The organism is Pseudomonas reactans (genome assembly GCF_013387025.1).
Classification (GTDB): Bacteria; Pseudomonadota; Gammaproteobacteria; order Pseudomonadales; family Pseudomonadaceae; genus Aquipseudomonas; species Aquipseudomonas reactans.
In genome coordinates this window covers 54,913-79,913 of sequence record NZ_JACAQP010000042.1, presented here as the reverse complement: position 1 = coordinate 79,913, position 25,001 = coordinate 54,913, and the positions used below count along the sequence as shown (strand labels likewise).

Annotated in this window: 27 protein-coding genes; 12 read left to right on the top strand and 15 right to left on the bottom strand. The window is 61.3% G+C overall.

What is annotated here, in order from left to right; all coding sequences use genetic code 11:
* The first annotated feature begins 61 nt into the window (after positions 1-61).
* The 4 genes from bufA2 to cfaB all read left to right on the top strand — a co-directional run bounded on the left by bufA2 (position 62) and on the right by cfaB (position 3,278).
* The gene (gene bufA2, locus HX793_RS28430) at positions 62-316 is read left to right on the top strand and encodes a BufA2 family periplasmic bufferin-type metallophore (RefSeq protein ID WP_016978693.1); all 255 of its coding nucleotides are present in this window, start codon (positions 62-64) and stop codon (positions 314-316) included.
* Between the two features lie 65 nt (positions 317-381).
* A complete protein-coding gene (gene bufB, locus HX793_RS28425; protein WP_038845437.1) occupies positions 382-1,227 on the top strand; it encodes an MNIO family bufferin maturase in 846 nt (281 codons plus the stop codon).
* A complete protein-coding gene (locus tag HX793_RS28420; protein ID WP_177058402.1) occupies positions 1,218-2,006 on the top strand; it encodes an HvfC/BufC N-terminal domain-containing protein in 789 nt (262 codons plus the stop codon). Before bufB ends, HX793_RS28420 begins: the two co-directional genes overlap by 10 nt.
* An 87-nt stretch (positions 2,007-2,093) precedes the next feature.
* Positions 2,094-3,278: a C17 cyclopropane fatty acid synthase CfaB gene (gene cfaB / locus HX793_RS28415; protein ID WP_177052540.1), complete on the top strand. Its 1,185-nt coding sequence runs from the start codon at positions 2,094-2,096 to the stop codon at positions 3,276-3,278.
* A gap of 5 nt (positions 3,279-3,283) precedes the next feature.
* On the opposite strand, the gene cls is transcribed toward cfaB, so the two are convergent.
* Positions 3,284-4,723 carry a cardiolipin synthase gene (cls, locus tag HX793_RS28410; protein ID WP_016978690.1) on the bottom strand — a complete coding sequence of 480 codons (1,440 nt, stop codon included), beginning with the start codon at positions 4,721-4,723 and terminating at the stop codon, positions 3,284-3,286.
* A 130-nt stretch (positions 4,724-4,853) separates the two neighbouring features.
* Here cls and HX793_RS28405 point away from each other — a divergent pair, with 130 nt between their 5' ends.
* The gene (locus HX793_RS28405) at positions 4,854-5,375 is read left to right on the top strand and encodes a DUF3617 domain-containing protein (RefSeq protein ID WP_016978689.1); all 522 of its coding nucleotides are present in this window, start codon (positions 4,854-4,856) and stop codon (positions 5,373-5,375) included.
* Here HX793_RS28405 and HX793_RS28400 read toward each other — a convergent pair.
* From HX793_RS28400 to folE2, 8 genes are read right to left on the bottom strand one after another with little or no spacing between them, the layout of a single operon-like run.
* Complete coding sequence (locus HX793_RS28400) at positions 5,359-6,177, bottom strand: His/Gly/Thr/Pro-type tRNA ligase C-terminal domain-containing protein (RefSeq protein WP_177052542.1); 819 nt, start codon at positions 6,175-6,177, stop codon at positions 5,359-5,361. The genes HX793_RS28405 and HX793_RS28400 overlap by 17 nt on opposite strands.
* An 11-nt stretch (positions 6,178-6,188) precedes the next feature.
* A complete protein-coding gene (locus tag HX793_RS28395; protein ID WP_016978687.1) occupies positions 6,189-7,526 on the bottom strand; it encodes a dihydroorotase in 1,338 nt (445 codons plus the stop codon).
* A gap of 3 nt (positions 7,527-7,529) precedes the next feature.
* A complete protein-coding gene (locus HX793_RS28390; protein ID WP_016978686.1) occupies positions 7,530-8,090 on the bottom strand; it encodes a gamma carbonic anhydrase family protein in 561 nt (186 codons plus the stop codon).
* The gene (gene hisI, locus HX793_RS28385; protein WP_016978685.1) at positions 8,087-8,500 is read right to left on the bottom strand and encodes a phosphoribosyl-AMP cyclohydrolase; all 414 of its coding nucleotides are present in this window, start codon (positions 8,498-8,500) and stop codon (positions 8,087-8,089) included. The genes HX793_RS28390 and hisI overlap by 4 nt, the downstream gene beginning before the upstream one ends.
* Positions 8,497-9,375: a metal ABC transporter substrate-binding protein gene (locus tag HX793_RS28380; RefSeq protein WP_177096638.1), complete on the bottom strand. Its 879-nt coding sequence runs from the start codon at positions 9,373-9,375 to the stop codon at positions 8,497-8,499. Before HX793_RS28380 ends, hisI begins: the two co-directional genes overlap by 4 nt.
* A gap of 11 nt (positions 9,376-9,386) precedes the next feature.
* Complete coding sequence (locus HX793_RS28375; RefSeq protein ID WP_177052545.1) at positions 9,387-10,253, bottom strand: metal ABC transporter permease; 867 nt, start codon at positions 10,251-10,253, stop codon at positions 9,387-9,389.
* The gene (locus HX793_RS28370) at positions 10,253-10,921 is read right to left on the bottom strand and encodes a metal ABC transporter ATP-binding protein (protein WP_177058406.1); all 669 of its coding nucleotides are present in this window, start codon (positions 10,919-10,921) and stop codon (positions 10,253-10,255) included. Before HX793_RS28370 ends, HX793_RS28375 begins: the two co-directional genes overlap by 1 nt.
* On the bottom strand, positions 10,918-11,808 hold the full coding sequence (gene folE2 / locus HX793_RS28365) for a GTP cyclohydrolase FolE2 (RefSeq protein WP_177052547.1): 891 nt from the start codon (positions 11,806-11,808) through the stop codon (positions 10,918-10,920). The genes HX793_RS28370 and folE2 overlap by 4 nt, the downstream gene beginning before the upstream one ends.
* 128 nt (positions 11,809-11,936) lie before the next feature.
* On the opposite strand from folE2, the gene HX793_RS28360 reads away from it, so the two are divergent.
* Positions 11,937-13,151: an N-acetylmuramoyl-L-alanine amidase gene (locus HX793_RS28360; RefSeq protein WP_177096636.1), complete on the top strand. Its 1,215-nt coding sequence runs from the start codon at positions 11,937-11,939 to the stop codon at positions 13,149-13,151.
* On the opposite strand, the gene HX793_RS28355 is transcribed toward HX793_RS28360, so the two are convergent.
* Complete coding sequence (locus HX793_RS28355; protein ID WP_177096634.1) at positions 13,148-13,516, bottom strand: glutamine synthetase; 369 nt, start codon at positions 13,514-13,516, stop codon at positions 13,148-13,150. The genes HX793_RS28360 and HX793_RS28355 overlap by 4 nt on opposite strands.
* A 127-nt stretch (positions 13,517-13,643) precedes the next feature.
* On the opposite strand from HX793_RS28355, the gene dksA reads away from it, so the two are divergent.
* From dksA to HX793_RS28335, 4 genes are read left to right on the top strand one after another with little or no spacing between them, the layout of a single operon-like run.
* A complete protein-coding gene (gene dksA, locus HX793_RS28350; RefSeq protein ID WP_177096632.1) occupies positions 13,644-14,048 on the top strand; it encodes an RNA polymerase-binding protein DksA in 405 nt (134 codons plus the stop codon).
* A gap of 27 nt (positions 14,049-14,075) precedes the next feature.
* Complete coding sequence (gene zigA, locus HX793_RS28345) at positions 14,076-15,284, top strand: zinc metallochaperone GTPase ZigA (protein WP_177052549.1); 1,209 nt, start codon at positions 14,076-14,078, stop codon at positions 15,282-15,284.
* The gene (locus HX793_RS28340; protein ID WP_177052550.1) at positions 15,284-15,928 is read left to right on the top strand and encodes a DUF1826 domain-containing protein; all 645 of its coding nucleotides are present in this window, start codon (positions 15,284-15,286) and stop codon (positions 15,926-15,928) included. Before zigA ends, HX793_RS28340 begins: the two co-directional genes overlap by 1 nt.
* A gap of 44 nt (positions 15,929-15,972) precedes the next feature.
* Entirely contained in the window at positions 15,973-16,935 is a 963-nt protein-coding gene (locus HX793_RS28335) for a CobW family GTP-binding protein (RefSeq protein ID WP_177096623.1), read from the top strand.
* On the opposite strand, the gene HX793_RS28330 is transcribed toward HX793_RS28335, so the two are convergent.
* Entirely contained in the window at positions 16,929-17,321 is a 393-nt protein-coding gene (locus HX793_RS28330; RefSeq protein WP_016978674.1) for a DUF3301 domain-containing protein, read from the bottom strand. The genes HX793_RS28335 and HX793_RS28330 overlap by 7 nt on opposite strands.
* Before the next feature lie 117 nt (positions 17,322-17,438).
* Between HX793_RS28330 and pdxY the strand changes: the two genes are divergently transcribed.
* Positions 17,439-18,311 (top strand): pyridoxal kinase PdxY, encoded by an 873-nt coding sequence (pdxY, locus tag HX793_RS28325; RefSeq protein ID WP_177052552.1) that lies wholly within the window; start codon positions 17,439-17,441, stop codon positions 18,309-18,311.
* Here the strand turns inward: pdxY and HX793_RS28320 are convergent, their stop codons facing one another.
* Entirely contained in the window at positions 18,312-18,794 is a 483-nt protein-coding gene (locus HX793_RS28320) for an acyl-CoA thioesterase (protein ID WP_016978672.1), read from the bottom strand. It abuts the gene before it with no gap.
* A gap of 291 nt (positions 18,795-19,085) precedes the next feature.
* On the opposite strand from HX793_RS28320, the gene HX793_RS28315 reads away from it, so the two are divergent.
* Entirely contained in the window at positions 19,086-20,843 is a 1,758-nt protein-coding gene (locus HX793_RS28315; protein ID WP_016978671.1) for a cation:proton antiporter, read from the top strand.
* Between the two features lie 101 nt (positions 20,844-20,944).
* Here the strand turns inward: HX793_RS28315 and HX793_RS28310 are convergent, their stop codons facing one another.
* The 3 genes from HX793_RS28310 to uvrD all read right to left on the bottom strand — a co-directional run bounded on the left by HX793_RS28310 (position 20,945) and on the right by uvrD (position 24,809).
* Positions 20,945-21,352, bottom strand: a complete 408-nt coding sequence (locus tag HX793_RS28310; RefSeq protein ID WP_016978670.1) for an SMI1/KNR4 family protein — start codon at positions 21,350-21,352, stop codon at positions 20,945-20,947.
* Positions 21,353-21,488: 136 nt separating this feature from the next.
* Entirely contained in the window at positions 21,489-22,361 is an 873-nt protein-coding gene (locus HX793_RS28305; protein ID WP_016978669.1) for a Tim44 domain-containing protein, read from the bottom strand.
* Positions 22,362-22,625: 264 nt separating this feature from the next.
* A complete protein-coding gene (gene uvrD, locus HX793_RS28300; RefSeq protein WP_095014050.1) occupies positions 22,626-24,809 on the bottom strand; it encodes a DNA helicase II in 2,184 nt (727 codons plus the stop codon).
* Between the last annotated feature and the right edge of the window lie 192 nt (positions 24,810-25,001).

The following is a 25,001-nucleotide window of genomic DNA, read 5'->3' as shown; positions in this document are numbered from 1 at the left end:
GTGTGTCGAGACTGAACAATCCGTTCAGACCGACACCCCTACGATCATGAGGAATACAACAATGAACATCAAATCCGCTGCTGCTGGTGCCGCTCTCGCAATGGCCGCCGCTACCATGTTTGCCGGTGTTGTCACTCAGGCTCAAGCCGCTGACACCGCCGTTCACTGCTACGGCATCAATGCGTGCAAAGGCCAGAACGACTGCAAAACCAAGGACCATGCCTGCAAAGGCCAGGGTTCTTGCAAAGGCCAGGGCTTCAAGGCAATGGCCAGTGCCGATGCCTGCACCAAGGCTGGCGGCAAAGTCGGCGAATAACCGGCCGCCAAGTGCACCCGCAGCGGTCGCCCCCACCGCTGCGGACACTTTCCCAGGAGTGTCTTATGCCTACCTCTCTTCCGAGCCTCGGTTACGGCCTGGGTTTACGCAGTGAGTACTACCAGCAGATCCTTGAACAATCGCCGGCGGTGGATTGGTTCGAAGTGATCTCCGAGAATTATCTGGTCCAGGGCGGTAAAGCCTTGTATTACCTGGATGCGATAGCCGAGCGTTATCCCCTGGTGATGCACGGGGTGTCCCTGTCCATCGGCGGGCCGCATGCCCTTGATACCGATTACCTGAAGCAGATCAAACAGCTCGCCGAGCGCATCCAGCCGGCATGGGTTTCCGATCATCTGTGCTGGAGTCGTGGCAGCGCCCACCAGTTACATGACCTGCTGCCGCTGCCTTACACCGAAGAAAGCCTCTACCACGTGGCCGCCCGTGTGCGCCAAGTGCAGGATGTGCTGCAACGCCCGTTGGTGTTGGAAAACGTCTCCAGTTATGTACGCTCGAAGGCGGACGAATTCACCGAGTGGGAATTTCTCAATGCCCTGGCCCACCTGTCGGGCTGCCAGCTGTTGCTGGACGTTAACAACGTGTACGTCAGCTCGCGCAATCATGGCTTTGATGCCTGGACGTTTATTCGCAACCTGCCACCGGAAAGCATTCGCCAACTGCATCTGGCGGGGCATATGGACTACGGCGACTACGTAGTCGACACGCATGACCATCCCGTGTGTGATCCGGTGTGGGCGCTTTATCAACAGACGCTTGAGCATCTGGGGCCTGTGTCGACGCTACTGGAACGGGATGACCATTTCCCACCCTTTGAAGAGCTGCTCACCGAACTGAGCAAGGCCCGTGAACTGGGCGCGACCGCCCTGGCCAGGAGGCAGCTATGCGCCTGACGGATTGGCAACTGGCCTTCGAGCAGCACCTGTTATCCGAAACGCCAGTGGCCAACAGTGGTTTCGCCGCCACGTTGCTGGGCGGGCCAACGCTGGATGTGGACACGGGCCTGGCGATTTACCACAACGCCTATCTCTCGCGGTTGCAGGAAGTCTTGCGGCATGACTTCAGCGCCCTCCTTTATTGGCTGGGTGATGACGAGTTTGCCGGGTTGACCGAGGCCTACCTGCGCCGCTACCCCTCGGCCCATTACAGCCTGCGTTGGCTGGGCGAGCGTTTCCCGGCGTTTATCCTTGAGCATCTGGTAGCGGAGCAGAGTGCGCCATTGGCGGAGCTGGCGCGATTGGAGTGGGCGTTCACCCTGGCATTTGATGCGCCGCAGGGCCAACCGCTGACGCTGAACGACATGGCTTCGCTGCCGCCAGAGGCGTGGCCGGTGTTGCAGGTTTCCCTGGCGCCGACGGTGCAACCGCTGCTGTGCCAGTTCAACAGCGTAGCGATCTGGCGTGCCAGCAAGGACGAATCCGACTTCCCCGACAGCCACGCGCTGGCCCCGTCGCAGACGTGCCTGGTGTGGCGCCATCAGAATGTCTGCCATTACCGCAGCCTGGAACCCGCCGAAGCCAGCGCCCTGGCAGGCATGGCGACCACCGGTTGGACCTTTGCCGAACTGTGCGCCGAGTTGGCAGTCACTCATGCAGAGGGTGCGCCATTGCAGGCCGTCACGTGGCTGAAGCAGTGGGTCCAGGACGGGTTGCTCGAGCGCCGAGCCCCATAGAGGAGCGCTATCAAATCGATAGCCTCCTACTTTGTCTTCGGATGGTCTAACCTCTCAGCAGACGTCTGAAACAAGGGGGGACTACTCATGCTCGCGCAACTTCCACCGGCCTTACAGAATCTTCAGCTACCGCTGCGTCTTCGACTCTGGGACGGCCATGAATTCAACTTGGGCCCCGAGCCCAGTGTGACCATCGTGGTGAAGGACCCCACGGTCGTGACCAAGCTGACCCATCCAACGCTCGATTCACTGGGCGAAGCCTTCGTCGAGGGGAAATTGGAGCTGGAAGGCTCCATCGCCGAGGTCATCCGGGTGTGTGACGAATTGAGTCACGCCCTGATCGAGGACGACGAGGGGAGTCGTCCGGTGCGCTCGATCCACGACAAGGCCACTGACGCAGCGGCCATTTCCTACCATTACGACCTGTCCAACGAGTTCTACCAGCTGTGGCTGGACCAGGACATGGCGTACTCCTGCGGGTATTTCGAAACCGGCAGCGAATCGATCGACCAGGCCCAACAAGACAAATTCCGCCACCTGTGCCGCAAGTTGCGGCTGCAGCCGGGCGAGTATTTGCTGGATGTCGGCTGTGGTTGGGGTGGGTTGGCACGGTTTGCCGCGCGGGAGTTCGGGGTCAAGGTGTTTGGCATCACCCTGAGCAAGGAGCAGTTGGCGCTGGCCCGGGAACGGGTGAAAGCCGAAGGCCTGGAAGGACAGGTGGACCTGCAGCTGCTCGACTACCGTGACCTGCCGCAGGACGGCCGTTTCGACAAAGTGGTCAGCGTGGGTATGTTCGAACACGTCGGCCACGCCAACCTGGCGGAGTACTGCAAGACCCTGTTCGGCGCGGTGCGCGAAGGCGGCCTGGTGATGAACCACGGCATCACCGCCAAGCATACCGATGGTCGCCCTGTGGGGCGCGGCGCCGGGGAGTTCATCGAGCGTTACGTGTTCCCCAACGGCGAGCTGCCGCACCTGGCGATGATGACGGCGGAGATCAGCGAAGTCGGGCTGGAAGTGGTCGACGTCGAAAGCCTGCGCCTGCACTACGCACGCACCCTGGACCATTGGAGCGAGCGCCTGGAAGACAACCTCGAAGCGGCGGCGAAAATGGTGCCGGAGCAAGCGTTGCGCATTTGGCGGCTCTACCTGGCGGGTTGTGCCTATGCGTTTGCGCGGGGCTGGATCAACCTGCACCAGATTCTGGCGGTGAAACCCCATGCCGATGGCAGCCATGACCTGCCGTGGACACGGGAAGATATCTACCGCTGAGTCCGTTACAAGATCGGTGAAATAAGCCGCGCCACCCGCATGCCCAGTTGCTGAAGGCGGCGGGTTTCGCGGCTTTCTTCCTGGCTGACTTCATGGGCCAGGGCGAAGTCGTCCAGTAGCATGTGTTCCACTTCCTTGGCGAAGACCTCGTCGACCGTCAGCAACATCACTTCGAAATTCAGCCGGAACGAACGGTTGTCCATGTTCGCACTGCCGATGGCGGCGATTTCGTCGTCTACCAACACCACCTTCTGATGCAGGAAGCCCGGCGTATAGCGGAATACCCGCACGCCGGCGCGCACGGCTTCGATCGCGTACAGGCTGGACGCCGCGTAGACGATGCGGTGATCGGGCCGAGAGGGCAGCAGCAGCCGCACATCGACACCGCGCAGCACGGCCAGGCGCAGGGCCGAGAACACCGCTTCGTCGGGGATGAAGTAGGGGCTGGTGATCCAGACGCGCTCGGTCGCCGCGTGAATGGCTTCGACGAAGAACAGTGAGCAGGTTTCATAAGGGTCGGCCGGACCGCTGGCGAGCAATTGGCAGAGCACGCCGTCTTCGGGGTAGGCGTCCGGCAAGATCAGTGGCGGCAGTTCGCGTGCGGCCCAGAACCAGTCCTCGGCAAACGACTCTTGCAAGCATGCCACCACCGGGCCGGTCACCTGCACATGGGTATCGCGCCACGGCGCCAGCGGCGGCTTCTTGCCCAGGTATTCATCACCGACGTTATGCCCGCCGACAAACCCGGTGATGCCATCCACCACCACGATCTTGCGATGGTTGCGAAAGTTGACCTGAAAGCGATTGAGCCAGCCGCTGCGGGTGGCGAAGGCTTTGACCTTCACCCCGGCGTCGCGCAGCGATTGCACATAACGATGGGGCAGGGCGTGGCTACCGATGCGGTCATACAGCACGTAGATGGAGACGCCTTCTGCGGCCTTTTCCTTCAGCAAGGCGTGCAGTTGGCGGCCAAGTTCGTCGTCATGAATGATAAAAAACTGGAACAACACCGCCGTCTTGGCAGTGCGGATCGCCGCGAAGATTGCGCTGAAGGTGGCGTCGCCATTGATCAGCAAACGCACTTCATTGTTGGCCAGGCACGGCATGCGGCCCAGCTTGGGCATGGCGCGCAGCGAGGCGTAGGCGCTGGAGTTGCGCGCGGCCAGGGCTTCTTCGACCCACGGGCGCCAGTTCAGCTCGGTGATGGCGGTGTGCATTTCCTGGTTGGCCTGACGACGGGCCTGGATGTACGCGTCGAACGTGCTGCGGCCGAAGATCAGGTATGGGATCAGCGTGAGGTAAGGCATGAACATCAACGACAAGGCCCAGGCGATTGAGCCCTGGGCGGTCCTGACGGTCAGCACCGCGTGGATCGCGGCGAGGGTCCCGAGAAAATGCAGCGTGGCAATGAAGTAGGCGAGCAGGTGCGGGCCAAAGAAATCCATGAACGACGTTACTCCAGGCAATCCAGTGCCTAACAGACCATGTCTGGTCAGGAATGTCGCTATTTTATTTGCCGTGCAACCCTGGCACCTTTGCGGCGTCTAACGCCCAACATTACCCAGGAGTTACCCGATGAATGCTCGTCTGCTGTCTTTGGCCATGATGATTGGTGTGTCGCTGCCGGTGGCGGCGCAGGCGCAGATGCTGGCGCCGGGCTTGTGGGAACTGACCACCAGCAATATGAAAGTCGATAACCAGGACTTGCCAGACCTGTCGCTGATCCTCGGTCAGCTCAAGCAACAGATGACCCCGGAACAACGCGCCATGCTCGAAAAACAAGGCATCACCATGGCCGGCAAAGGCGTGCAGGTGTGCCTCACCCCGGCGCAGGTTGCCTCCGATTCGATCCCGCTGACCGACCCGCAATCGGGCTGCAAGCAGGAAGTGACCGACAAGACCGGCAACCAGTGGAAATTCCGTTTCAGTTGCCCGAAAGCCCAAGGCACGGGTGTTGCCACTTTCCAGAGCCAGAAAGAATTCACCACCACCGTCAACGGCACCTTCAATGCCACCGGCATTCAGCAGAAGGGCAGCCTGGACAGCCATGCCCAGTGGCTGGGCAACGATTGCGGGACGGTCAAGCCTCGCGCTTGAGCCTTTCGCACAGGGCTTCGACACTCATCTGACCGAGGTCTTCCCCCAGGCGGCTACGCAGGCTGACGTAGCCGCCGGCTTTTTCCCTCTCGCCAACAATCACCAGATACGGCACTTGGTGCAGGCTGTGCTCGCGCATCTTGTAACTGACCTTCTCGTTGCGTCGGTCCACCACCGCCCGTATACCCACACGTTTCAATGCTTCACAGACCTGCTGGCCGAAGTCGGCCTGGCTTTCACTCAGGGTGAGCACCGCAGCCTGTTGGCTGGCCCAACAGGTGCCGTAAATGCGTTGTTGCGATGCGTGGATGGTGACCTTGGTCAGCTTGAAGGCTCGGATCACACCGGTGCTGGGCACATGAAGACCGTGGCACAGGGCTTCAAAATCGCCCAGGCGCCGCACCGAATGATTGGTGTTCGCCAAGTGGCGCATGCGTGTTTCGATCTGTTCAAGGTCGACCGGTGTGAAGGCGCGTTCGTAGGCCAAGTCGTAGAAAAAACCATCGTCGATGGGCGCCCCGGCTGTTAGTTGAGCGATAGGAAACAGTTGCTGAGTGGCCATCGCTAACAGACTTGCGCAGGAGCGACGCAGTATCTCCAGCCCCTCGGGATCCTGGGTGGTGATGATCTGGAGTCGGGCGTCCTGTTCCAGCAGGTGTTCGCAGCCCACCAGCACACCGTCAACGCGACCGGCGACCGAGGTTTTGGCCAGCCCCAAGCCGATACTGGCGGCTACCTCGTAAACCGACAGCGACTCGTCGTACTCGCGGTGGGTGCCGTCTGGCAGGGTGATCCGGATCATCGCCGTCGTCTCTAGCGCTGGAAATGCAAAGGTAATCCTTGGCAGCTGTCGATTACCTGACCGTTATGAAAAGCCAAGTGACCGGAAACCAGGGTGGTGCTGACGCTGTGACGAAAGCTGCGCTCGGCGAAGGGCGTCCAGCCGCAGCGGGCCAGGATCGGCTGGCTGCTGACGGGCTTGCCTTCGGGCTCCGGTTTGATCAGCACCAGGTCGGCCCAATAACCCTCACGTAGATAACCTCGATCCGGGATGGCGAACAGGTCGGCCACGCGGTGACTGGTTTTTGCGACCAGCGTGGTCAGCGGCAGCAGCCCATCGGCCACCAACTCCAACAGCGCCGGCAGCGCGTGTTGAACCAGTGGCAATCCCGACGGCGCCTCGCGATAAGCCAACTGCTTTTGTGCCCAGGTATGCGGCGCGTGATCGCTGCCGATCACGTCCAGGCGGTCGCTCAGCAACGCCAGGCGCAAGGCGTCGCGGTCGGCGCGGGTCTTGATCGCCGGGTTGCATTTGATCTGGTGGCCGAGGCGGTGATAGTCGCGGTCATCGAACAACAAGTGGTGCAGGCAAACCTCGGCGGTGATGCGTTTTTCACTCAAGGGCTTGTCTTCGAACAGCGCCAGTTCGCGGGCGCTGGTCAGGTGCAGCACATGCAATCGGGTGCCGTGACGCTTGGCCAATTCCACGGCAAAGGATGACGAGCGATAGCACGCCTCGGCATCGCGGATCAGCGGGTGCGCGACGGCGGGGATGTGCTCGCCGAAACGCTCGCGCAGGCGCAGCTCGTTGGCCTGGATGCTCGGCGTGTGTTCGCAATGGGCCAGCAGGATGGTGGGCACTTCGGCGAACAGGCGTTCCAGGATCCGTGGATCGTCCACCAGCATATTGCCGGTTGAAGCGCCCATGAACACTTTGACCCCGGCCACCTCACGTGGGTCGAGGGCGGCGACGGTATCGAGGTTGTCGTTGCTCACGCCGAAGTGGAAGCCGTAGTTGGCCACCGAGTGCAGGGCGGCGCGGCGCTTTTTGTCGGCCAGGGCGTCCAGATCGAGGGTGGCCGGGCGGGTGTTGGGCATGTCCATGTAACTGGTGATACCACCGGCTACCGCCGCGCGGGATTCGCTGTAGAAGCTGCCTTTGTCTGGCGCGCCAGGTTCGCGAAAATGTACTTGGTCATCGATCATGCCGGGCAACAGCCATTGGCCTTGGGCGTCGATGGCAATAGGCGCGTTGCTGTCCTGGATGCTGCTGGCGATCTTTTCGATGCGACCATTGGCAACCAACACATCGGCGTCGAATTCCTGGCCTTCGTTCACCAGGCGGGCGTTGCGGATCAGCAGGCGGCTCATGGTTCAGAACTCGTTTTGCAGGGCTTTATAGCCGCGCACCAGGTCAACGTTGGTGCGCGCCACGTCTTCGGAAAACTCCGAGGCGCTCACGCTCACCGGCGGGAATTGCGAGAGGTCGGTGTTGGGACCGATGCGGGTAGTGGAGGGCACGTAGAAGGCGGCGGGCAAATCGCGGCCGTCGACCACCGAGTTGTGGCGCACCACGCAGCCATCACCCACGACGCAGTTGAACAGCACGCTGTTGAAGCCGATGAACACGCGGTCGCCGACGGTGCAGGGGCCATGGACGATCGAGCGGTGCGCAATCGAGGTGAACTCTCCGATGGTCACCGCCGCGCCGGATTTGGAGTGGATGACCACGCCGTCCTGGATATTGGAGTTGGCGCCGATGATGATCGGGTCCATGCCGCCGCTGGCGTCGACTTCGTCGGCGCGGATCACGGCGTAGGGGCCGACGAAAACGTTTTCGCCAATGATGACTTTGCCGCAGATGATGGCGGTCTTGTCGACGTAGGCCGATTCGGCAATCACGGGCAGATCGCCGGACGGGTTTTTGCGGATCATGCTAAGGGCTCCGTAATGATGTGGACGTAGTCGCCGTCGATGGCGTTGTAGAAGCAGGTCGGCCGTCCGGTGTGGCAGGCCGGGCCTTGCTGGTCGACGATCAGCAGGACCGCGTCGCCGTCGCAATCCAGGCGTGCTTCCACCAGCTGTTGCCAGTGACCGGAGCTTTCACCCTTGCGCCACAACCGCTGGCGTGAGCGCGACCAGTAGCAGACTTGCCCGGTGCCCAGGGTTTCCTTGAGGGCCTGGCGGTTCATCCAGGCCAGCATCAACACCTCGCCGCTGCCGTGTTGCTGGGCGATGGCGGCGATCAGGCCATCGCTGTTCCACGGCAGGGCATCGAGCACGGGTTCGAGTGGAAAGCGGCTGCCGACGGCAGCCCCTTCCAGGTCGAGCATGCTCAAGGTCATGGCTTGCTCAGAGCCGCGCACAGCGTGTTGAGGTTGTATTCGAACAGTCCGGTGAAGGTGCTGGCCGGGCCTTCAGCGGCGAGGGCGTCGGAGTACAGCGTGCCGCCGATCTGCGCGCCGCTTTCGTCAGCGATCTGTTTGAGCAGGCGCGAATCCTTGATGTTTTCCATGAACACGGCTTTGACTTTGTCTTTGCGGATCTGAGTGATCAGCGCGGCGACTTCGGCGGCGGACGGCTCGCGTTCGGTGGACAGGCCTTGAGGCGCGAGGAACTCGATACCATAAGCCTGGCCCAGGTAGCCGAAGGCGTCGTGGGAGGTGACGATGCGGCGGTTACCGGCGGGCAGTGCGCCGAACTTGGTCTTGGCTTCGGCCAGCAGGCGATAGATTTCTTTCAGGTAGGTTTGGCTGTTGTGCTGGTAGTCGGCCTTGTTGGCCGGGTCGGCAGCGATCAGCGCCTTGGTGATGTTGTTCACATAGATTTCGGCGTTGGCCAGGTTGTGCCAGGCGTGCGGGTCGGGGATGGTCTCGCCGTCCTCTTCCATGGTGTGGGAGATTACGCCTTTGCTGGCGGTCACCACCGTGGCTTTGGTTTCGGTGCTGGTCACCAGACGGTCCAGCCAGGGTTCGAAGCCCAGGCCGTTCTTGATGATCACCTTGGCCTTGAGCAATGCCTTGGCATCGTCGGGAGTGGGCTCGTAGGTATGGGCGTCGGCGTCGGGGCCGACCATGTTGCTGATCTGGATGTGATCACCACCAATCTGGTGAGTGATGTCATCGAGGATGCTGAAGCTGGTAACCACCTGAAGCTTGTCGGCGGCCTGGGCCGTCGACAACGACAGGACGAGACTGAATAGCACGAGTAGAGCGCGCATCGGGAAACACCTCATTGGGATGACAGCAAAGGCGGGCGGCGCAGCAAGCCGTGCACCGGACCGAAGACTACGGACAGCAGATACCCGGCGCCCGCCACTAGCACGATGGCCGGGCCGCTGGGCAACGAGTAGTAGAACGACAGCAACAAGCCCAGCCACACCGACAGGCATCCCAGCACTGCCGATACCGCGATCAACACCGGCAGGCGCCGGCTCCAGAAACGTGAAGCGATGGCCGGCAACATCATCAGGCCCACCACCATCAGGGCGCCGATGGCCTGGAAGCCGATGACCAGGTTCAGCACCACCAAGGTCAGGAACAAACCATGGGCCAGCGGACCGAGGCGGCTGACTGTCTGCAGGAACAACGGGTCGAGGGTGTCCAGCAGCAGCGGTTTGTAGATCGCGGCCATGGCAATCAGGCTGAAGCTGGAAACCCATAGCATGCCGGTGAGGGTGGTTTCGTCCACCGCCAGGGCGGAGCCAAACAGCAGGTGCAACAGGTCGAGGCGTTTGCCGGCAATGCCGAGGATCAGCACACCCGCGGCCAGGGAGATGGGGTAGATGGCGGCGAGGCTGGCGTCTTCGCGCAGGCCGGTGCGGCGAGTGATCCAGGCGGACAGGCCTGCCATGCTCAGGCCCGCGCCGAGGCCGCCGATGGTCAGGGCGGGCAGGCTGAGGCCGGCGAACCAGAAGCCGAGGGCTGCGCCGGGCAGGATGCCGTGGGCGACAGCGTCACCGATCAGGCTCATGCGCCGCAGGATCAGGAACACCCCCAGCGGCGCGGTGCTGCAGGCGAGTACCAACCCGCCGATGAGGGCGCGGCGCATGAACAAGAAGTCGACGAAGGGCATCCACAGGTGGGCGGCGAAATGCATCAGGCCACCTGCATCTGAGGCTGCGGGCGGATCAGCTCTTTACTCGGGCCGAACACGCAGCCGGTGCTTTTGATCTGCACCACCTGTTGGGTGTGGTGGCGCACGGAGGCGAGGTCATGGCAGACCACGATCAGCGTGCGGCCTTGCTCATGCCAGGCGTGGATGTGTTTCCAGCACAGCGCCTGGCCTTCTTCATCGAGGGCGGCGTGGGGCTCGTCGAGCAGCAGAACCGGTGCCTCGGCCAGGCTCATGCGAGCGAGCAGGGCGCGTTGCAGTTCGCCACCGGACAGCGCCATCAACGGGCGATGCCCAAGGCCGCTGAGGCACCAGTCTTCCAGTACCGCTTCAAGACGCTGACTGCGCGCTTGAGGGGACAGTTGCGTGCCCCAGAAACCGGCGGCGACCAGCTCTTGCAGGCTGATGGGAAACTGTCGGTCAAGGTGCTGTTGTTGCGGGAGGAACGACAGGCCACCACGGCGTGGAACATCCACCGTCACTTTTCCTGCCAGCGGCTTTTGTAGACCGGCAATCACCTTGAGCAGGCTGCTTTTACCGGTGCCGTTGGCGCCAATGATGCCAGTGAGGCTGCCTTTTTCCAGGGTGAGGTCGATGGCGGGCGTCAGCGGTTGGCCGGGTGCGCCCCAGCGTAAAGCGGTGCAGGTGATCATGCAGGGTGTCTCGTCCAGCGGCTTTCAGCCACGGCATCGTGCGCGTGCAGGCTTTCGGCGTGGATCACTTTCAGATGGAAGGCTTTGACGGCATCCGAGCGTTTCAAGGCGAGATTCAGGCGGCGGGCGGCGTCTTCGCAGAACATCAGGTTCTGCCCGTTGGCCAGGGCGAAGGCTTGTTCGTCCGCTCGTTTTACGGCGGTTTGTACGGCGGTGCCGAGGGCGGCTTCGACGGTGTCGATTAAGTCTGTCAGTGGCAGTTGCTCGCCTTGCAGCTCGACATGCAATTGCGCACTGCTGCGCTGGCTGTGAGGCGTGGCGACGATGCCGTTGGCGCTGCCGAGCCAGGTCAATACGTCTTCATGCTGCAACGGTGTGTTGGCGAAGTCGTCGAGAAATTGTTGCTGAATCAACTGCCTGGCGAGGGCAGCGGAGCAGGGACAGGTCGAGGAGTAAGTAACGTCAATTTTTAGTTCCACGTGGAACATCTGGTTTTCCAGACGCGCTTCGATGCTCACCGGGTAGCCTTTCCAGCCGGCCAGCGGGCTGACCAGCGCCGGGCGTTTGAGCAGCAAATCGGTGTGGATGCGCAGGTAGGCGTTATTAGATAAACCTTCATGACTGTCGAGAAAACGCTGCAGTACATTACGCAGAAGTGCAGGCGTAAGCGGCTGCTGGTCGAGCATCTCCAGGGCCAGGTATAGGCGTGACATATGAATGCCCCGGGCGGCGCCATCGTCCAGGCTCACACCGGCATCGGCGGTGGCGGTCAGGCGTTGGCCGTCGATGAGAATCGGCAGGGCGATGCCGCACATGCCCACCCAGTCGAGTGGCAAGGCTTGGCGTGAAGCCTGCGCGGCGATATCCGGCAGAGTCAGCGCATTCATGAGCAGGTCCATCGTTGGAAATAAAAAGACATGTTATATTATAACTATTGAGTCGACGATGATTTTTCTGCTCCAGCCTTTTTTCAGTCATGTCGAGTAGGGACGCTCCTTTATTTGCGGTATTTTTCATGCACAGACGTCAGCTCCTAAACCTGCTTCTGGCCAGCCCGCTGTTCACCTTGCCGTTTGCCGCCCAAGCCACGCAGATCAGCAACGCCCGCCTGTGGCGCTCGGACGACAAGCTGCGCCTGGTGTTTGACCTCAGCGGTCCGGTGCAATACAAGACCTTCACCCTGAGCGCGCCGGAACGCTTGATCATCGACTTGATCATCGACTTGAGCGGCGCCGGGCTCAGTGGTGATTTCTCTCAGTTGGCGCTGAAGAACAGCGGGATCACCTCTATCCGTTCCGGGCATTTCGGCAAAGGCGACACGCGCATCGTGCTCGACCTGGCGGCGCCGATGCAGCTCAACAGCTTTCTATTGCCGCCCCAGGATGGCCAAGGCCATCGCCTGGTACTGGACCTGACCAGCGCCACCCAGGCGCCTCGCCAGATTGCGGCCGAGCCCAAGCCACTGGTGGACAAGGCGCACCCCAAGCGCGACATTATTGTGGTGGTAGACCCTGGCCACGGCGGCAAGGACCCAGGCGCTGTCGGTTCCAAAGGCCAGCGCGAAAAAGATGTGGTGCTATCCATCGCCCAGCTGCTGGCTAAACGCTTGAAGCGCGAGAAAGGCTTCGACGTGAAGTTGGTGCGCAACGACGACTTCTTCGTGCCGCTGCGCAAGCGTGTGGAAATCGCCCACAAGCACAATGCCGACATGTTTATCTCGGTGCATGCGGACGCGGCGCCGCGTATCACGGCATCGGGCGCTTCGGTGTATGCCCTGTCCGAAGGCGGCGCGACTTCAGCCACGGCGCGGTTCATGGCGCAACGGGAAAACGGTGCCGATCTGCTCGGCGCTACCAGCCTGCTCAATCTGAAAGACAAGGACCCGATGCTCGCCGGGGTGATCCTGGATATGTCGATGAACGCTACTATCGCGTCCAGCCTGCAACTGGGCAGCTCGATCCTGGGCAGCCTGGAAGGCATCACCAGCCTGCATCAGAAGCGCGTGGAACAAGCCGGATTCGCGGTGCTCAAGTCACCGGACGTGCCGTCGATCCTGGTGGAAACCGGGTTTATTTCCAACGCGCGGGACAGCGCGCGGCTGGTCACCGCGCGTCATCAACAGGCGGTTGCCGATGGCCTGTTCGAAGGCCTGAAGAAATACTTCCAGAAGAACCCACCGATGAACAGCTACATGGCGTGGGTGCAGGAGCAGAAGAACGGCCAGGTCTAACAGCCGGTTATACGGCTACAGGTGAATTTGGCGCTGGCGCCACCCGAACTGGAAAACCGGTTGAGGGTGGTCCAGCCCACGCGCCGCGTGTAGCCGACCCACGCCTCACCGTCCGACGCCAACCCGGTAAAGAACGTCAGTTGCCCGTAGCGGCTGTTGGTCTGTGCCCAATAGCGTTTGCCGATCACCTCGTACCCGCGCAAATACGTGGTGCTGCCGACCGTCGCCACGCCGTAGGCGTTGCCTAAAGGGTCAACGCAAGCGAGCAGGTTGGCGCTGCGCGTGCAGTTGGCCAGCAGGCTCGGCACCTGGGCGCAGACAGGTCCTGCGGCAACCAATAACAGGGCGCACACCAAGCGTTTCATCGGGTTTCTCGAGGTCGGGAAGTATTCAAGCATTGCGCCCTTCGTCGTGGCGAGCAAGAGGGGATTGGCTTATTTGTACTGTTATACTATAACATTAAAACACAGCCTGACCCGTGAACCGCTCCCCATGACCGAACAAGACCTCCTGGCCCAGCCTTCCGCCAACTACATGAACGAAGCCCAGCAAGGGTTCTTCCGTGAGTTGCTGCTGGCCCAGCGCAATGAGCTGCAAGCCCGCATCGACGCCGAGTTCCTGGTACTGCGCGAGCAGGAAACCAACAGCGACCCCGCCGATGTCGGCAGCGCCGAAGAACAGCGCCAATGGCAACTGCGCCTGCTGGAGCGGGAAAAGAAGCTGCTGGACAAGATCGACGGCGCCCTCGACTTGCTGGCTCGCGGCGAATACGGCTGGTGCCGCGAAACCGGCGAGCCCATCGGCCTACAGCGCTTGTTGCTGCGTCCTACCGCCACCCTGTGTATCGAAGCCAAAGAACGTGAAGAGCTGCGCGAACGCCACAAACGGGCGATTTGACCGGCCAACCCTGATGAGGAATACCTGATGCCCAATCGTCTCCCCGTTACTGTGTTGTCCGGATTTCTCGGCGCCGGTAAAAGCACGCTGCTCAACTACGTCCTGCGCAACCGCGAAAACCTGCGGGTGGCGGTGATCGTCAACGACATGAGCGAAATCAACATCGACGGCAGTGAGGTCCAGCGCGACGTCACGCTCAACCGCGCCGAAGAAAAACTGGTGGAGATGAGCAACGGCTGCATCTGCTGCACCTTGCGCGAAGACTTGTTGCTTGAAGTGGGAAAACTCGCCAAGGAAGGTCGTTTCGATTACCTGCTGATCGAGTCCACCGGCATCTCCGAACCCTTGCCCGTGGCCGAGACCTTCACCTTCCGCGATGAAAACGAGCAAAGCCTGGCCGACATCGCACGCCTGGACACCATGGTCACCGTGGTCGACGGCATGAACTTCCTGCTCGACTACCAGGCGGCCGAAAGCCTCGCGTCGCGTGGTGAAACCCTCGGTGAAGAAGACGAGCGCTCCATCACCGACCTGCTGATCGAGCAGATCGAATTCGCCGACGTGATCCTCATCAGCAAAATCGACCTGATCAGCAGTCGCGAACGCGAAGAGTTGATGGCGATCCTTGAACGCCTCAACGCCCAGGCGGAAATCATCCCAATGGTCATGGGCGAAGTGCCGCTGAACAAAATCCTCAATACCGGCCGTTTCGACTTCGAACGTGCAGCCCAAGCCCCGGGCTGGCTGCAGGAACTGCGCGGTGAACATGTGCCGGAAACCGAGGAATACGGTATTGCTTCCACCGCTTACCGTGCGCGCCGTCCCTTCCATCCACAGCGTTTCTTCGACTTCATCGACCGTCCGTGGGTCAACGGCAAACTGCTGCGCTCCAAGGGTTTTTTCTGGCTGGCCAGCAAGCACCAGGATGCGGGCAGTTGGTCCCAGGCTGGCGGTTTGATGCGCCATGGTTTTGCCGGACGCTGGTGGCGCTTTGTGCCAAAAAGCCAGTGGCCTCAGGACGAAGAAAGCATTGCGGCGATCATGGGCAACTGGCAACTGAGCACCGGTGATTGCCGCCAGGAACTGGTGTTTATCGGGCAGAACATCGACTTCACCCAACTGCGTGCCGAGCTGGACGCGTGCCTGCTCAACGATGAAGAAATGGCCCTGGGCGTCGACGGTTGGCGCCTGCTGGCCGATCCTTTTGGCCCTTGGTATGAGGAGGCAGCCGCCTGATGCTGGCCCCGGTGATTCCCCTGCGTCCCGTGATTCGCCAGACCCGTGGCGAAACTCCGCTGGCGCTGTCCGACATCCTGGAAGATGGTGTCAACCTGGCCGTGTGGGAGCGGCAGTTGCCGTTGCACATCGCCGATTTCGGCGCCTTGCTGGTGGCGCTCAACGAGCCGTTGGCCGATTCCATGGTGATCGAGCTCAACAACGAAGACGCCGTACCCAACTTGCAGGGACTGGCGTCCAGTTGCCGTGATCTTGAAGGCTACGAAGGCTTTATTGCCGACGTGTCGTGGCTGGTCAGCGCATTCGCCTGCTTGCTGGGCGCCAAGCGTATTGGTGTGCGTTTGAGGTTGCTGGATAAGGCGATGTGCCCACGTTTTCACGTCGACCATGTGCCAGTGCGGCTGATCACCACCTATGCCGGGATCGGCAGCCAGTGGTTGCGCGAAGGCGTGATGGACCGGCGCAGGCTGAGCCAGCCGGAGGCCGAGCCCAACGAGCGTGTCGAACAGATCCATTGCGGCGAAGTCGCCCTGCTCAAGGGCACCAAATGGCACGGTAATGAGAATTACGGTCTGATCCACCGGTCACCGGCGCTCAAGGCCGATGAGCGCCGATTGATCCTGACACTGGATTGGCTCGCATAACCGCGTAGGATCAAACGCTCTACACGGTCCGAACGATGCCCCTCATGCTGCAGAACATTCCCACCCACGTGATTACCGGGCCCTTGGGCGCCGGCAAGACCAGCCTCATCAAGCACCTGCTCTCCCAGCGCCCGGCCAACGAGCGCTGGGCCGTGCTGATCAACGAGTTCGGGCAGATCGGCCTGGACGCGGCCTTGCTCACCCAGGATGACGACGGCATTGCCCTGGGCGAAGTCGCCGGCGGCTGCTTGTGTTGTGTGAACGGTGCACCGTTCCAGGTAGGACTGGGCCGTCTGTTGCGTAAGGCCAAGCCCGACCGGCTGTTCATCGAACCGTCGGGCCTGGGCCATCCGGCGCAGTTGCTCAAGCAGTTGCGACAGGCGCCGTGGCAGGGCGTGCTGGCCGTCCAGCCCTGTGTGCTGGTGCTGGATGCCCAAACGCTGGCCGCAGGAAAACCATTGCCGCCAGCGCAGCAAGAGGCTCTGACGAGTGCCGGGTTGCTGGTGTTGAACAAGGATGAAGGGGTGGACGCTGGGCAGCGCCGAGCGATCGAACTGCAGTTGCCCGAATGCCCGCTCTACTGGACTCGCCAGGCGCAATTACCCCTGCAACAATTACCCGGCCTGAACGCGCAGGCTTCAGCCGCTGTGGATAACGTCGAACTGCCCGAAGGCCTCGCGCAAATGCCGGCGGTGTGGAGCGATCCCACTCAACCGATCTGCCTGAGTCAGGCTCAAGAGGGTGGCTGGAGTGTCGGCTGGCGCTGGCACCCGAGCCAGCAGTTTGATACCCGCCGCCTCGACCAGTGGCTGACAAGCCTTGAATGGCGCCGCGCCAAGCTGGTTATCCACAGCGCCGACGGTTGGGTTTCGACCAATGCGGTGGATAACAGCGAGCGGACTTGGCAGGCCAGCGAGTGGCGCCGCGATTCACGTATCGAATTGATTTTCAGCGAGCCACAGGACCTGGCTGCCTTGCAGGCCGCACTAAAGGCCTGCCGTTACTGACGGTTCTTGGCGTGGTCCTGGCGCCACTGGCTCAGCTCGATCACCTCGGCACTGGGCAGCGGCGTCTTGATCTCGAACGGGTAGGGCGCCAGTTCGATTTGCGCGCTGTGGGCGCCGAATTGGGTGATGGTCCCCGGATGGCGAGTTTCGCCGGTCACGGTGAATTCAAAGTTGTAGATACGCGCCAGGCGCCGACGCCCGTTGGCATCCTTCACAAACCCGATGCGCTTGAGCGCCACCGCGCCGTCCAGCAGCTCGATGTCGAGCTTGGCGCAATGCTGCTTGACCCGCTCCAGCGCCCGCTCGCGCAGGCCGTGGTTGTGCCACACCCAGGCGGCACCGGTCGCCAGCAGCATCAACACGAAGATGTTTCCCAGGGTCAGCATGCGAAAGACTCCAACAAAGTGAGAGCAGCTTAACTGTGTCGCCGGTCTGTCGTACAGGCTGCGTTTAGTCGCATACTGCGCGGCCAGAATTTCAATGGCTTTACGGAAATCCCGCGCATGAAACGCACACCTCACCTGCTTGCGATCCAGTCTCATGTGGTCTTTGGCCACGCCGGAAACAGCGCCGCCGTATTCCCCATGCAGCGCGTCGGGGTGAATGTCTGGCCGTTGAACACGGTGCAGTTCTCCAACCACACCCAGTATGGCCAATGGGCGGGCGAAGTGTTGGCGCCGCAGCAGATTCCGGCGCTGGTGGAAGGCATCGCCGCGATCGGCGAACTGGGCAACTGCGACGCCGTGCTGTCCGGCTACCTGGGTAGTGCGGACCAGGGCCGGGCGATTCTCAGCGGCGTGGCGCGCATCAAGGCCATCAACCCCAAGGCCCTGTATTTGTGCGACCCGGTGATGGGCCATCCGGAAAAGGGCTGCATCGTGCCCCAGGAAGTCAGCGATTTCCTGCTGGACGAAGCCGCAGCCATGGCTGACTTCCTGTGCCCTAACCAGTTGGAGCTGGACAGCTTTGCCGGGCGCAAGCCGCAATCGCTGTTCGATTGCCTGGCCATGGCCAAGGCGTTGCTGGCACGCGGGCCGAAGGCGGTATTGGTTAAGCACCTGGATTACCCCGGCAAGCTGCCGGACGGTTTCGAGATGCTGCTGGTGACCGCCGATGGCAGTTGGCACCTGCGCCGGCCGCTGCTGGCGTTTCCGCGTCAGCCCGTGGGCGTGGGCGACCTGACCTCGGGGTTGTTCCTGGCGCGGGTACTGTTGGGCGACAGCCTGTTGGCGGCGTTCGAGTTCACTGCCGCAGCGGTGCATGAAGTGCTGCTAGAAACCCAGGCGTGCGCCAGTTATGAATTGGAGCTGGTGCGTGCTCAGGACCGTATCGCCCATCCCCGCGTGCGGTTCGAGGCGACGCCGATCGGCCTGTGATTACGCGTCTGCCTTGATTTCCTGGTAGCGCTTTTCCAGCTCCTGACGAATCTGCCGGCGCTGCTGGGCCTGTACAAAGCGGCGCTTATCTTCGCTGTTCTGCGGCTGCAATGGCGGTACGGCGGCCGGTTTGCGCTGGTCGTCCACGGCCACCATGGTGAAGAAGCAACTGTTGGTGTGGCGCACCGAGCGTTCGCGGATGTTCTCGGTCACCACCTTGATGCCCACCTCCATCGAGGTGTTGCCGGTGTAGTTGACCGACGCGAGGAAGGTCACCAGCTCGCCGACATGAATCGGCTCGCGGAAAATCACCTGGTCCACCGACAGCGTCACGACATAACGGCCGGCATAACGGCTTGCGCAGGCGTAGGCCACTTCGTCGAGGTACTTGAGCAGGGTGCCGCCGTGGACATTGCCTGAGAAGTTGGCCATATCAGGGGTCATCAATACCGTCATCGACAGCTGGGCGTTTCCGGGTTCCATAGCACACTCACGGGTTGTAGGCATTGGTTGGGGGGCACCTCTGCGGGTGCTGGAATCTTTGCTGCGCCTTCCTTAACGGGACGCCGGTGGTCGGCTTGCCGTCACGCGTGTACCGATCTGTTTCCATATATTGCACCGGCTTTCTGCCGGAAGTCGCGGTGTTAACCTTCAAAAGCCCATCTCAGGGCATTTCTTACGATCAAGGCAGACTTTTCCTTTCGCCCTTTGCGACATTTCAAAGGCGCGGGCGGAAGTGGGAAAAGCGCCAGTACCCTCAAGGAGCCCCTCGCCATGCACGCCATCAGCTTTATCCAGGACCTGGCCGTGATCATGTTGGTGGCAGGGGTTGTCACCATCCTGTTTCACCGCCTCAAGCAACCGGTGGTGCTGGGCTACATCGTCGCCGGGTTCATCATCGGCCCCCACACCCCGCCGTTCGGCCTGATCCACGATGAAGACACCATCAAGACCCTCGCCGAGCTGGGGGTGATCTTCCTGATGTTCTGCCTGGGCCTGGAGTTCAGCCTGCGCAAGCTGTTCAAGGTCGGCGCCACAGCCTTCATCGCGGCCTTCCTGGAAATCATCCTGATGATCTGGATCGGCTACGAAATCGGCCGCTGGTTCGACTGGAACACCATGGACTCGCTGTTCCTCGGCGCGATCCTGGCGATTTCCTCCACCACCATCATCGTCAAGGCGCTCAATGACCTGAAGATGAAGAACCAGCGCTTTGCCCAGCTTATTTTCGGCGTGCTGATCGTCGAAGACATCCTTGGCATCGGCATCATCGCCTTGCTGTCGAGCATTGCCGTCAGCGGCACGGTCAGCTCCGGCGAGGTGTTTTCCACGGTCGGCAAACTGTCGTTGTTCATGATCGTCGCGCTGGTCATCGGCATTTTGCTGGTGCCGCGTTTGCTGGCCTACGTGGCCAAGTTCGAAAGCAACGAGATGCTGCTGATCACCGTACTGGGCCTGTGTTTCGGTTTCTGCCTGCTGGTGGTCAAGCTGGAATACAGCATGGTGCTGGGCGCGTTCCTGATTGGCGCGATCATGGCCGAATCCAAGCAATTGATTAAGATCGAGCGCCTGATCGAGCCGGTTCGCGACATGTTCAGCGCCATCTTCTTCGTCGCCATCGGCTTGATGATCGACCCGCAGATTCTGCTGCAATACGCCTGGCCGATTGCGGTGATCACCGTGGCGGTGGTGCTGGGCAAGATGTTGTCCTGCGGCCTGGGGGCGTTTATCGCCGGCAATGACGGCCGTACCTCACTGCGTGTCGGCATGGGGCTGTCACAGATTGGTGAGTTTTCCTTCATCATCGCGGCGTTGGGGATGACGCTACAGGTGACCAGCGACTTCCTTTACCCTGTCGCGGTAGCAGTTTCAGCGATTACCACACTGCTCACGCCGTACCTGATTCGTGGTGCCGACCCACTGTCCTTGAAGATTGCAGCGGTCATGCCCAAGCGATTGAGTCGGGTGTTCGGCATGTACGGTGAATGGCTGCGCAGTATCCAGCCCCAGGGCGAAGGCGCGATGCTGGCGTCGATGATCCGCAAGATCATCCTGCAAGTCGGGGTGAATCTGGCGCTGGTGGTGGCGATCTTCTTTGCCGGCAGCTTTTTCGCAGCGCGTATCGGAGGGTATCTGGAGGGCTGGATCAGTGATCCGAGCTGGCAGAAGGCGTTGATCTGGGGTGGGGCGTTGCTATTGTCGCTGCCATTCCTGATCGCGGCGTATCGCAAGCTCAAGGCGCTGTCGATGCTGTTGGCGGAGATGAGTGTGAAGCCGGAAATGGCTGGGCGGCATACCCAGCGCGTACGGCGGGTGATCGCGGAGCTGATCCCGATCCTGTCGCTGCTGGTGATCTTCCTGCTATTGGCAGCCTTGTCGGCCAGTATTCTGCCGACCAACAAGTTGCTGGTGCTCATTGCCGTGGTCACGGCGGCGGTGGCGGCCGTACTATGGCGGTGGTTCATCCGCGTGCATACGCGGATGCAGGTCGCCTTGTTGGAGACGCTGGATAACCACAAGGACACGCTGTAGGAGCGAGCTTGCTCGCGAAGGTCGTTAACGATAACGCGGGAAACCTGACGCCCAGTGGTGCTCTCGGGTTTCTCGCGAGCAAGCTCGCTCCTACAGGAGGCTCAGCTTTCCAGCCAGACGTCCCGCGCCCAGTGCCACACCGACTCCCATGACTCTTCGGTGACAAGCTCTTCTTCACCGGACCACAGCACCACGGTGCCGTCTTCTTCGACGCAGTAGTAGTCGTCACCATCCTGGCAGATAGGGATCAGGTCGCGTGGCAGTCCTGCATCCCAAGCATTGGCCGCAACGTCGGGCAAGTAGGTATGGGATTGCGGGTCGGTAACGGTGACGGGTTCCAGGCTGCCATAGACTACGTCGCTGACAGTCAGCAGGAACTCTTTGAAGACAAACGGTATGTTGATGAATAGCTCTTCTTCAACCTCAACCAGTTGATCTTCGTCAGGCAGCTCCAAAGGAACCGGGACCGGTTCGTTGGCTTCACGCAATTGTTCGATGACTTCTTCCACGGCCGGGATCCTCTTGCTAGATGGCGCGGTTTATAGGGGCGTTTTATACAGTAGCTCGCTATAAGTGCAACCGTGAAATAGAAAACCCCGGAACATGTCCGGGGTTTTTGTTACTGCATGCTTAACCGCATGGGTATCAGCCGTTCTGGCGAATACCGGCGACTAGCCAAGGCTGGTTCTCGCCTTGTGGACGCTCCATGTTCCAGCTTTCGCTGAACACTTCGCCCTGGTCGAAACGCGAGGACTTCGACACACCGCTGAACGTCAGGGTGGCGATGGTCTTGTCGGCGCGGTCATCCACACCTTCCAGCTGGACGCGCAGGTCATCGATGTAGGTCGACTGGAACGCATCGCCGATCTCGGCACGTTCGCGCTTGAGGAACTCCAGCAGTTGCGGGGTCACGAACTCGGCGATCTTGTCCATTTCGTTGGCGTCCCAGTGCTGCTGCAGGGACTGGAAGTGGCTACGGGCCGCTTCGACGAAACGCTCTTCGTTGAACCAGGCCGGCGCGTTGATCACCGGACGGGCTGCAGCAGGCGCTGCCGAACCACCGAAGATCGAACCCATGGCTGGTTTTTGCTCGAACACTTCACGCTGCATCGGCGCGCCGGCTGGAGCCAAGTGCTCCTGCTGCTTGCGGCGACGGGCGGCGATAAAGCGGAAGATCACAAAGGCGATGACCGCCAGGATCAGCATGTCGAAGATCTGCATGCCCTGGAAGCCGCCGCCCATGAACATGGAAGCGAGCAGGCCACCGGCAGCGATACCGGCCAGAGGGCCCAACCAGCGCGAAGCACCGCCGGCCTTGGCAGCGGCGCCAGCAGCACCGGCTGCGCCTGCGGTCGCGGCTGCACCGCCCATGCCACCGGCGGATGGAGCCATTTGGCTGGTCTGGTGAGTCGGTGCTGCACCGGAACTTTTGCCGCCACCGAAGCGTTTGGCGTTGGCGTCGATGCTCATCGTCAGGCCGATGCACAACGCCATGGCGATGCTAAGAAAACGTTTCATAAAGGGAATTCCCATTTGTGGATTGCACGCGCGCCATGTTGCACAGGTGGAGTGACAGTGGCTAGCGACATAATGTTTCGGGCTTTTGCGTAGGGCCGATTCAGAATGGTCTGTAGGACTTATTACAGATATTGGCCCGCGCTCGTTAAAAACAAGGGCGGGCCAATAAGCTTCATGTAACGCAGTGTTTCTTGTGGCGCGCTACGCACGCCAGCGGGAGCAAGCTCCCTCGCCACAGAAGCCGGCTCCTACAGGGAAGGTGTGTCAGATGGCTTCGAGCTTCGCGTAACCCATCATCAGCCACTTGCTGCCTTCGGCGAAATTCACCTGCACCCGCGCCTGTGCACCCGCGCCCTCGAAATTGAGAATCACGCCTTCGCCAAACACTGAATGCCTGACCTGCTGGCCAAGGCTGAACTGGGTTTCCGGGATCTCGGAACCGGCGAACAGCGTGCTGGCGTTCTGCTGCTGACCACCACCGAACGGGCGGCTGACGCTGTTGGACAGCCGCACTTCCTGGATCAGACCCTTCGGCACTTCACGTACGAAGCGCGACACCTTGTTGTAGGTCTCGCTGCCGTACAGGCGCCGGGTCTCAGCGTAGGTCATCACCAGGTTCTGCATGGCGCGTGTGATGCCCACGTAGGCCAGGCGGCGTTCCTCCTCAAGACGGCCGGGCTCTTCCAGGCTCATCTTGTGCGGGAACAGGCCTTCTTCCATGCCAACCAGGAACACATACGGGAATTCCAGGCCCTTGGCGCTGTGCAAGGTCATCAGTTGGATGCTGTCTTCATGCTCATCCGCCTGGGTATCACCGGCTTCCAGTGATGCGTGGCCGAGGAACGCGGCCAGCGGCGTCAGTTCTTCATCTTCCTCGGTGTTTTCGAACGCACGGGCGGCGCTCACCAGTTCCTCAAGGTTTTCTACCCGGGCCTGGCCTTTCTCGCCTTTTTCCGCTTCGTGGTAGGCGATGAGCCCGGACTGTTCGATCACGGTCTGGGTCATCAGGTGCAACGGCATTTCCGCGCACTTGGCCGCCAAGTTCTCGATCAGCTCGACAAACACGCCCAAAGCACCGGCTGCGCGGCCGGTCAGGCCTTTATTGACGATAAGCAAGCGCATGGCTTCCCACATCGACACATCGGCATGGCGCGCGTGGTCGCGAATCGCCTCGACGGTTTTCTCACCGATGCCACGCGCCGGGATGTTGATCACCCGTTCCAGCGCCGCATCGTTGCCACGGCCTTCCAGCAAGCGCAGGTAAGCCATGGCGTTCTTGATTTCGGCACGCTCGAAGAAGCGCTGGCCGCCATAGATGCGGTACGGGATGCGTTCGCGCAGCAAGGCTTCTTCCAAGACCCGTGATTGGGCGTTGGAGCGGTACAGGATCGCGATATCACTGCGCGCCAGGCCGGTTTTCAGCGCGCTTTCGATGGTTTCCACCACGTAGCGCGCTTCATCGTGCTCGTTGAACGCCGCGTACAGGTTGATCGCCTCGCCTTCGCCGCCGTCGGTCCACAGCTCTTTGCCCAGGCGCCCGGTGTTGTTGGCGATCAAGGCGTTGGCCGCTTTGAGAATTCCGGCGGTGGAGCGATAGTTCTGTTCCAGACGGATGGTCACCGCGTCCGGGAAGTCTTCGGAATACTGGTAGATGTTCTCGATTTTCGCGCCACGCCAGCCGTAGATCGACTGGTCGTCGTCGCCCACCACCATCAGGCTGTCGCCGCCCTTGGCCAGCAGGCGCAACCAGGCGTACTGCACGGCGTTGGTGTCTTGGAACTCGTCCACCAGGATGTGGCGGAAGCGTTTCTGGTAATGGGCCAACAGGCCTGGGTTGTCGCGCCACAGGTCGAGGGCGCGCAGCAGGAGTTCGGAGAAGTCGATGACCCCGGCGCGCACGCAGGCAGCCTCGTAGGCTTCATAGATGCTGCGCATGGTGGCCAGGAACAAATCGCCGCTGGCCTGGATATGTTGCGGGCGCAGGCCTTCGTCTTTCTGGCCGTTGATGAACCATTGCGCCTGACGCGCCGGCCAACGCTGCTCATCGAGGCCCAGCTCGCGGATCACCCGCTTGACCAGGCGTTGCTGGTCATCACTGTCAAGAATCTGGAAGGTCTGGGCCAGGCCCGCCTCCTGCCAGTGCGCCCGCAACAGGCGGTGCGCCAGGCCGTGGAAGGTGCCTACCCACATGCCGGCCGGGCTGATGCCCATCAACTGCTCGATGCGGTGGCGCATCTCGGCAGCGGCCTTGTTGGTGAAGGTCACCGACAGGATGGAGTGCGGGGACGCGTTTTCGACCTGGATCAACCAGGCGATACGGTGCACCAGCACTCGGGTTTTACCGGAGCCAGCACCGGCCAGGACCAACTGACGGCCAACGGGGGCCGCTACGGCCTGGCGTTGGGCATCGTTGAGGGAGTTCAGCAAAAGGGAGAGATCATCGCGCATCGGCGCATTCTAGGGTGCCCGGGGGAGTGGGGCAAATACCAATGCCGGGTGGTCGACACAAAACCGCCAGGGTGATGACCGGTCGGTCAATGGCCACAGCCCGCGCGGCATCTCGCTCAAGCCGTCTGGCCCCGGAGTTTGCGCTGCATCACCGTGCAGTTTTTATGACGCAGAGCAGTTTGGCCCAGGCGC

Bases quoted from the DNA above. Each gene is read 5' to 3' on its own strand.
- HX793_RS28360 (WP_177096636.1), top strand. From the start codon at position 11,937: ATGCACAGACGTCAGCTCCTAAACCTGCTTCTGGCCAGCCCGCTGTTC.
- dksA (WP_177096632.1), top strand. From the start codon at position 13,644: ATGACCGAACAAGACCTCCTGGCCCAGCCTTCCGCCAACTACATGAAC.
- uvrD (WP_095014050.1), bottom strand. From the start codon at position 24,809: ATGCGCGATGATCTCTCCCTTTTGCTGAACTCCCTCAACGATGCCCAA.
- HX793_RS28320 (WP_016978672.1), bottom strand. From the start codon at position 18,794: ATGGAACCCGGAAACGCCCAGCTGTCGATGACGGTATTGATGACCCCT.
- HX793_RS28400 (WP_177052542.1), bottom strand. From the start codon at position 6,177: ATGATCCGGATCACCCTGCCAGACGGCACCCACCGCGAGTACGACGAG.
- hisI (WP_016978685.1), bottom strand. From the start codon at position 8,500: ATGACCTTGAGCATGCTCGACCTGGAAGGGGCTGCCGTCGGCAGCCGC.
- HX793_RS28315 (WP_016978671.1), top strand. From the start codon at position 19,086: ATGCACGCCATCAGCTTTATCCAGGACCTGGCCGTGATCATGTTGGTG.
- zigA (WP_177052549.1), top strand. From the start codon at position 14,076: ATGCCCAATCGTCTCCCCGTTACTGTGTTGTCCGGATTTCTCGGCGCC.
- HX793_RS28405 (WP_016978689.1), top strand. From the start codon at position 4,854: ATGAATGCTCGTCTGCTGTCTTTGGCCATGATGATTGGTGTGTCGCTG.
- pdxY (WP_177052552.1), top strand. From the start codon at position 17,439: ATGAAACGCACACCTCACCTGCTTGCGATCCAGTCTCATGTGGTCTTT.
- cls (WP_016978690.1), bottom strand. From the start codon at position 4,723: ATGGATTTCTTTGGCCCGCACCTGCTCGCCTACTTCATTGCCACGCTG.
- HX793_RS28375 (WP_177052545.1), bottom strand. From the start codon at position 10,253: ATGCATTTCGCCGCCCACCTGTGGATGCCCTTCGTCGACTTCTTGTTC.
- cfaB (WP_177052540.1), top strand. From the start codon at position 2,094: ATGCTCGCGCAACTTCCACCGGCCTTACAGAATCTTCAGCTACCGCTG.
- HX793_RS28420 (WP_177058402.1), top strand. From the start codon at position 1,218: ATGCGCCTGACGGATTGGCAACTGGCCTTCGAGCAGCACCTGTTATCC.
- HX793_RS28305 (WP_016978669.1), bottom strand. From the start codon at position 22,361: ATGAAACGTTTTCTTAGCATCGCCATGGCGTTGTGCATCGGCCTGACG.
- HX793_RS28395 (WP_016978687.1), bottom strand. From the start codon at position 7,526: ATGAGCCGCCTGCTGATCCGCAACGCCCGCCTGGTGAACGAAGGCCAG.
- HX793_RS28390 (WP_016978686.1), bottom strand. From the start codon at position 8,090: ATGATCCGCAAAAACCCGTCCGGCGATCTGCCCGTGATTGCCGAATCG.
- HX793_RS28380 (WP_177096638.1), bottom strand. From the start codon at position 9,375: ATGCGCGCTCTACTCGTGCTATTCAGTCTCGTCCTGTCGTTGTCGACG.
- HX793_RS28340 (WP_177052550.1), top strand. From the start codon at position 15,284: ATGCTGGCCCCGGTGATTCCCCTGCGTCCCGTGATTCGCCAGACCCGT.
- HX793_RS28330 (WP_016978674.1), bottom strand. From the start codon at position 17,321: ATGCTGACCCTGGGAAACATCTTCGTGTTGATGCTGCTGGCGACCGGT.
- bufA2 (WP_016978693.1), top strand. From the start codon at position 62: ATGAACATCAAATCCGCTGCTGCTGGTGCCGCTCTCGCAATGGCCGCC.
- folE2 (WP_177052547.1), bottom strand. From the start codon at position 11,808: ATGAATGCGCTGACTCTGCCGGATATCGCCGCGCAGGCTTCACGCCAA.
- HX793_RS28355 (WP_177096634.1), bottom strand. From the start codon at position 13,516: ATGAAACGCTTGGTGTGCGCCCTGTTATTGGTTGCCGCAGGACCTGTC.
- HX793_RS28335 (WP_177096623.1), top strand. From the start codon at position 15,973: ATGCTGCAGAACATTCCCACCCACGTGATTACCGGGCCCTTGGGCGCC.
- HX793_RS28370 (WP_177058406.1), bottom strand. From the start codon at position 10,921: ATGATCACCTGCACCGCTTTACGCTGGGGCGCACCCGGCCAACCGCTG.
- bufB (WP_038845437.1), top strand. From the start codon at position 382: ATGCCTACCTCTCTTCCGAGCCTCGGTTACGGCCTGGGTTTACGCAGT.